The 6,989-nt window shown below is 44.0% G+C and carries 6 protein-coding genes; 2 read left to right on the top strand and 4 right to left on the bottom strand.

Annotated elements, in window-relative coordinates; translation table 11 throughout:
* Window positions 1-701, bottom strand: a 701-nt coding sequence (locus FJZ26_02970) for a hypothetical protein (protein MBM3229370.1), incomplete at its 3' end; no start/stop codon positions are given.
* Window positions 702-868: 167 nt separating this feature from the next.
* Here FJZ26_02970 and FJZ26_02965 point away from each other — a divergent pair.
* Complete coding sequence (locus tag FJZ26_02965; protein ID MBM3229369.1) at window positions 869-1,333, top strand: Lrp/AsnC family transcriptional regulator; 465 nt, start codon at window positions 869-871, stop codon at window positions 1,331-1,333.
* Window positions 1,334-1,479: 146 nt separating this feature from the next.
* Complete coding sequence (locus FJZ26_02960) at window positions 1,480-2,346, top strand: DNA adenine methylase (protein MBM3229368.1); 867 nt, start codon at window positions 1,480-1,482, stop codon at window positions 2,344-2,346.
* On the opposite strand, the gene FJZ26_02955 is transcribed toward FJZ26_02960, so the two are convergent.
* The 3 genes from FJZ26_02955 to FJZ26_02945 form a co-directional block, all read right to left on the bottom strand.
* Window positions 2,275-2,805: a hypothetical protein gene (locus FJZ26_02955; protein MBM3229367.1), complete on the bottom strand. Its 531-nt coding sequence runs from the start codon at window positions 2,803-2,805 to the stop codon at window positions 2,275-2,277. The two genes, FJZ26_02960 and FJZ26_02955, sit on opposite strands and share 72 nt — an antisense overlap.
* Before the next feature lie 46 nt (window positions 2,806-2,851).
* Window positions 2,852-3,436, bottom strand: a complete 585-nt coding sequence (locus FJZ26_02950; protein ID MBM3229366.1) for a GNAT family N-acetyltransferase — start codon at window positions 3,434-3,436, stop codon at window positions 2,852-2,854.
* Between the two features lie 417 nt (window positions 3,437-3,853).
* Window positions 3,854-6,049: a hypothetical protein gene (locus FJZ26_02945; protein MBM3229365.1), complete on the bottom strand. Its 2,196-nt coding sequence runs from the start codon at window positions 6,047-6,049 to the stop codon at window positions 3,854-3,856.
* Window positions 6,050-6,989 lie beyond the last annotated feature (940 nt).

The following is a 6,989-nucleotide window of genomic DNA, read 5'->3' as shown; positions in this document are numbered from 1 at the left end:
TTGTGGTAGTAGCCTCGCTTCAAGTCATCCTCCTTGTCGTAAAACTCCCGCGTGTGGTCCATAACCCAAAACGGGGTAACTTGTGTTTTTGAAAGCTGCGCCTCGAAGTCCCCGCCTAGCTTGGTTTTCCACTCCTTTGACTCAAACACCGGAAACGGCGATTCTGGCACAACAAGTTCTCTTCCAAGAATTGCAAGCTCCCCTTTGCGCTCCTCTGCAATTTTTGATAGTGTATCCTTTACCATTTCCTCAGTTAGCCGCATGAACTCCGTTTTTGTTGCCCCCCTCATTTCAATGTCAAGCTGAGTAAACTCAATTAAATACCTGCCAAGGGGCCCGCATTCAGGCTTTTCAAGCCTCACGTTTGGCGAGAGGATGAAGATTTTGGAGAGGTGCGGCGAGCTGACGGCAATCTGCTTGTGCAGAATCATGCTTTTGGTAAGCTGCAGTTGCTGGCCGCAGTAGTCTATGCTTGCATCATAAACCGAATGGCAAAGCGGGTCTGTGATTGGAGAGAGCATGACTGGCATCAGCTGCACAAAACCTTTCTTGTAGAGAAAATCTAGCATGGAATTTACGGCCGTTGTCTGGATTGCAAGAACCGCCGCGGTTTTTCTTGAGTGAAGCCTCTCTACTGTTTTTTTTAGCCTGCCTTCTTCTTGCGAGCCTAATTTCCCGTCACTGCTGCTTCCCTTTTGCATTTCTATCACCTGCAATATCCGCTGCTTGGCAAATATTTAAAATTATTTCCTGAAAAATTGAAAAAATTACAAAAAACAACAGATTAATAAGCTTTATATGGAAAATATTTCCATAATAATTGTTTTTTCGAGAGCTGGAGCGCGATACTTAAGATTTTTGGGGTGGAATGGGCATGGAAACTGGAGAAAAGCTAAAAATTGATGGGAAGGACTTGGAGATACTTGCCTTGCTTGAGGCAGACTGCTCCAGGACAAAAAAGCAGATTGCAAAGAAACTTGCCGTGCCCCTAACGACAGTGCACAACAGGATTGCAAAACTTGAGAATAGCGGGGTAATAGCAGGCTACAAGGCAAGGATTGACAAAAGGAAGCTTGGGTTTGGTGTCGGGGCAATTGTCAGCATTACTGTGAATTATATCACTAAGGATTATTCGCAGGAGCAGACTGCAAGCAAAATCATGCAGCTTGACGGAGTGGAATTTGTCGCAATAGTGACTGGGACAACGGACTTGATTGCAAAAGTCACGGCGCGTGATACTGACGGCCTCAACAGCTTTCTTACCCACCAGCTGCGAAAGATACCAGGAATCGACAAGACGACGACACTTGTTGTGCTCAAAGAGTATGGGTGAAGATTGTGCTAAAGAAGTATGTGTGAATGATAAAGTAGAAGAATTTACGGCCAACAAGTATACACGAGGGCAAATTTTAACAGCCACTGGAAAGCTAGCCTAGGAAGATTTTAATATTCGGAAGAACAAGTTATGACGGGGAGAACATGTTAGAAGAAGCAAAACCGTTTATAAAGTGGGCTGGGGGCAAACGGCAGCTGTTAGATGAACTAACACGTGACCTGCCTAATTTTGAAGATTACCACGAGCCGTTTTTGGGCGGCGGAGCTATGTTCTTTAGGCTAGAGGCTATGAACAAGATAAAACTAGCCTTCTTAAGCGATTCCAACAATGAACTAGTCAACGCATACTGGGCTATAAAGAATAAAGTCTTTGACCTTATGGCTGAGCTTTCGAAATCTCATTATACAAATGATGTGACAGCTTATTACAATATCAGGTCAACAAACCCGAATTCAAAGTTAGAAAGAGCTGCGAGATTTATTTACTTGAACAAAACTGCTTTTAATGGGCTTTATCGAGTAAATTTGAAGGGTGGTTTTAATGTGCCTTTTGGCAAATATGAAAGCCCAAAGATTCTTGACAGCGAGAACCTTCTCCTTGTCCATAGAGCATTACAAAAAGACAACCTCCATTGTGGTGACTTTTCAGTTGTCCTGAAGAACTCCAAAAGAGGCGATCTTGTCTACCTTGATCCTCCGTATTTCCCTATTTCCGAAACCTCAAATTTCACAGGCTATACCAAAGACAGTTTCACGATTAAAGATCAGGAAAGACTTTTGCAGATATTCAAGAAACTTGATTCAAAAGGCTGCTATGTGATGCTGAGCAATTCGTACAACGACTTTACAGCTGATCTTTATGCTGAATTTGAGCCAGAGATAGTTCATGCAAATAGGATGATTAATTGCAAAGGAGACAGGCGCGGCAAGATAAATGAGCTAATCGTCAGGAATTGGGAGCCCAAGGTAGTCCAAAGAAAGCTCGTTGAAGAAATAGTCGCAACCAACTGACTTGATGTAAGAAAGCACGTCCGTGTATTCTGGCTTCTTGAACCAGTCATTCAGCACATAAACATATTTTACTTTCAAACCTATTGGCTCGACTAACTTTTTATACTGCTTGAGCTTGAAGTCGCAGGTCTGGAGCTTCTCGTCAACTGAACCTGCAACGGTCTGGAACTTGATTTCGACAATGTAAAGTGTCTTATTCACCAACACTAGGACCGCGTCATCCGGAAGAAGCCTCTTGGAAATCAGCCTTTCGTAATTAACACCCATAGGTGCAAGAAGCCCGGTGTAAAGCTTGTTCTTCTTGTAAAGGCGGGCTATTTCCTTGCCTTTGAAGAGAATGGCGTCCCCTTCAACTTTGTAGTCCTTGAGTTTGGAAATCACTGTAGCAAAATCTGTCCTTTTCTCAAAATGAAGCCCATGAAGTGTCGTCTTGCTGCCGCCCTTGCCACCGCGAATCATGAGATAGCTTTAAACCCCAAGTAATTTATGGGCTTTGATGCTGGGCTCAGACATTGCCCTTGTGCCCCATTAGGATTTTGTCGCAGTAAGAACCGTAATGGTTGACATAGTTTTTCAGCCTTGCAACTTCAACAAAGCCAAGAGACCTGTAGAAATTTGCCGCGATTTTGTTTCCTTCTTCATATTCTATCCAGAGATTTTTTGCCTTGAGTGTTTTTCTTGCTTGAGCCATTGCCGATTGGAGCAGCATTCTGCCTGCCCCCTTCCCGCGATACTTCCGTAAAATGCCTATTCCAAAGTGCACATTATGGGATTCGTTGTATATTCTCTTTCTTGCCTCAGCTCCCCCTACGTATGTACCATTGTCAAACAAAGCCACAAAAATCATTTCTTTGGAATCAAGGGCAGACGCCACTGATTTTTGCCATTTTCTCTCTTTGGCAAGAGACTGTCTCTTGTTCACAGCCACAAAAGCCTTTTCTTCTACAAGCGAGTTTATTACTTGCCTCAGCTGGCCTGTCTTGATTTTCATGAAGCGCCTGCCTGATTTGATGACCTCGATTTTGAGCATTAAGGAAGTTCGGAGGCATTGTTTATAAAACAAGGGAACCAGGTTTGCAATACTCCTCATTGCAGCCGTTTCCGTTGCTTGTGAAAATTAAAGGGGGTGAAAGCCTCAGGGGGAGCATCTGAAATGCTCAGTTCCCCATATGGCAATGGGCTTGATTGCGCTGCGCGCAATAATCCCGAAAAATTCTTGTGAATTTTTGGGCCGAGGGAGATTTGAACTCCCGACCTTTCGATTGCTAAAAAACTCTTTTAAAGCCTTCTTTCTTTTTGGTGAAGTTTTTTCTTTCCTTGGAAGAAAGAAAAAGTTTCTATCAGTCGAACGCTCCAACCAGGCTAAGCTATCGGCCCATTAGGCTAACTTTTTGGCAAAAGAGATTTAAAAAGAGTTTGGGGCTGGATGGCTGCAATCAGAAGGCCCATTGGAATGGCCCATAACTTAAGTAGGGCATTCGGGCATGCGATGGATGCCGGAAATTGTTTATTGTCTTCGCCTTTTGTTTTTCTTTGGCTTTCGGTTCCGTCTGGCTTGGATTGCAGGTTCCACAGTTTTATTCTTGCCAAAATAGTTGAAATAAACAAATAATACAATGGCAGTTAAAACTGCAAGGGTTATTACCTGCTGACCTGAGTTGCTTGAGTCAAAGCCAAAAAGCTGATTGGCAGTATTGGCCAAACCGTCTGTTGCGCCGCCGCCAGAACCACTCCCGGCATCCGGAGATGTGCCAACATTAAAGTAGTTATAGCCCGAAGTGTATGGGGAGTTGGAGTTGGCGTAACATTTAACGTTCCAGCGATAGTCCCCATATGGGATGCCAGATATCTGAAACGAATCGATTGATCCTGGTAGTGGACGCCTTTCTTTCATGAACTTAGACTGGCTGCCCCATCCGCCAGTTGAATCTTTTCCAAAAACCTCGATTTTGCACCCTCCACGAAGATACATACCCACATGATAACTGAAGGTAACTGTATTTGAGCTTATGATTTTATTGTTTTCAGGTGCAAGCAAAGTCACATTTGCAGGCGCAGTAAAATGCCTGTACCCTGTGGTGTTGAATGCGCCATTAACCTGACTGCATTTGACTTTCCACCTATATTGGCCAGGCTCAAACAATCTTTGATACACGCCAAGTGAGTTAGGCGGGATATTCTGGACATCGTTGGCATATGGTTGCCAGCGTGTTGAATTATTGACTTCAATGCCAAGGTCGCAAGATCCCGGGATTTGGGTGCTGTTGTAAGAATAGCTGAAACCAACACGCTGTGATGGGCTTTTGAAATTGTCTTCAGGGGTTTGCTGGCGCACCTGTGGAGTTTCTGTGCCTATTCCAAAATAATTGTATCCTGTATCCAGATACTCCAGATTATAATAATTTCCACAATTGACAGCCCATGCATAATACCCTGATTCTGAAATACTTTTTCTGATAGTGGGCGGTGAGGGTTGTTTCATCTCAGAGTAATATACTGACCATGTGTTTGGAGCAGCGTATTTCTTCACCAAAATATTGCACCAGTCAAATCTTCCCGTATTATGCTTATAGACAACCTCCGTCGGACTTGCTGTTGGATGGATGTTTATATCGGGATTTAAGAAGTATGGAGGAACTTCAATATTCCTTGAGCCTGTTTCTGCGAAAAATGAGTTTGAGTCGCATATCACATTCCATTTGTAGAAACCGACTTTGGGGAGGCTGATTTCGGATACTGCAGTACGGTCCGATTGTGCAGCGAATTGAGGATAGGTTTTGAAGACCTCCCAGTCGCCAATATCATTTTTCTTGTACAATAATACATTGCATGTTCCATCCGACTTTGAAGACGACTTATAAGAAACCTTAATAGGAACTTTTAATGTTGTTGCATTGAAATTGTCATCCGGGCTAACATGCGCAACACCGACTGATTTTGGTATGGCTTGCGCATTTACTTTAAAGCTGCCTGCGTTTATTGATTTGGAATAGTACGTACCTGTTGTTCTGCGATAACCAAGGCAGTAAACAAACCAATTGTACTTGCCTGTTTCTAAAGTCATTGGGAATGACAATACCCTGCCGCTTTCTATGTTATTAGCACCAGAAAACCCAACAAATTCCCAGAAAACACCGCCCCTATCTCGACTAACGCTGACTGCGCAATAATCCGACGGCCCTGCATCAGAAGAAGTGAACTTGAAGGAGAATGCAATTTCAGAAGGTGATGAACTTGTCACAGTGTTTGGGGGAGGGCTAATTGGCGTCAGTTCAATGCTAAAACCACTTAAAGTTGATTGGCTCCCGGCCACAATAAATCTTAAATAAGGAGATTTGGTCTCTTGATTGCTATACGAATTGCACTTGATATAATATCTGTAAGTGCCTTCTTCAAGCACAGTATTAAATCCGGAGATTATTTTTCCATTCATTCCATACATGCGTGCCCGTGATACCTCCGACCAGGCATTGGCGCGTAATTTCTCAATATGGAGCGAACAGTATAAGGCTTCCTTTGTCGGAGTTGAGGTTACATACGCAGAATATGATATCATGACTTCATTGGAGATATAAACAGTGCTGTTGTTATTTGGATACTGCGGGGATATGGCGATTGCAGAGTGCGAATAGCCAAATGCAAGAAGCAGAAAAAACAATGAAAATAAAAGTAACTTACCCGTGTTGCAAAAGGCTAGCTTCATTTCACACCACCCCAAAACTTTTTATTAAACGCATCGCTTTGATCTTAGATATGAGAATATAATAAGGTATTTGCAATAGGACTTGAAAGCACTAATGCGAGTCTGGCAGTTTGTTTCACTAATATGTTTTACCGAAACTACGGATATGTGCCTCAAGCCATACGCCATATCCAACAGTAATATGGAACAGGAAGGAGGCAGACCCTTGAGGAATTTCGCACTAGTGTCACGATTCTTTGCCTTACTGCCTCACGCTGATAGCTACTTTTTCCTCGTTTACAATGGAGGACTGCACGAGGCTTTTTTTTAGGGATAGGGAATCGGCATATGCTGCCTGGAGCGACGAGTACCGCAGAAGCTCGTCAGGGGAGAGAAGGCGCACCTGCCGCTCTGCGTTGAGAAGCTGGATTTTTTGCGAAAGCTCTGAAAGCTTTTTCTGGTTCTCCGAAAACTGGGCAAGCTTTTCGCCTGAAAGCCATACTTTTTTCCCCTCAACAACGGTAAATTCCCCTGCCTGCTGCCCCTGCGCCATGGCAGGCTTGAGCATGCCGCCTTCAATTGAGGATTTTTTGCCAAGCCTTGAGAGCAAGGCAAGAAGGTTGTGCTGCTTTTCTATGCCAAGGAATGAAACGTCAATGTCGCCGCCCCCCGTGCCTTCAAGATAGGCCTTGATTGACTCGGCATCTGCAAAAGGCATGGAGTTTAGAAGAATGGTGAGCCTGCAGATTTCGTCGCGAAGCTCGAAATTCGCCCGCGTTATTTCAGAGCGGCACTTTAGAAGCTCGTAAAGTTCGCCTGACTTGCTTGAAATTGCCTGGTCGATTTGCTCAATGCCATGCCCGCCAATCTGCTCGTTTAGGGCATTTAACTCGGCTGCCCTAGGCACAATTGTCACAAGGTCGACTTTGGAAAGCTTGGACTTTATCGGCGCAAGCTTTGC

It is taken from the genome of Candidatus Parvarchaeota archaeon (genome assembly GCA_016866895.1).
In the GTDB taxonomy this organism is placed as follows: Archaea; Micrarchaeota; Micrarchaeia; order Anstonellales; family VGKX01; genus VGKX01.
This window is presented reverse-complemented; position numbering and strand designations above follow the sequence as displayed.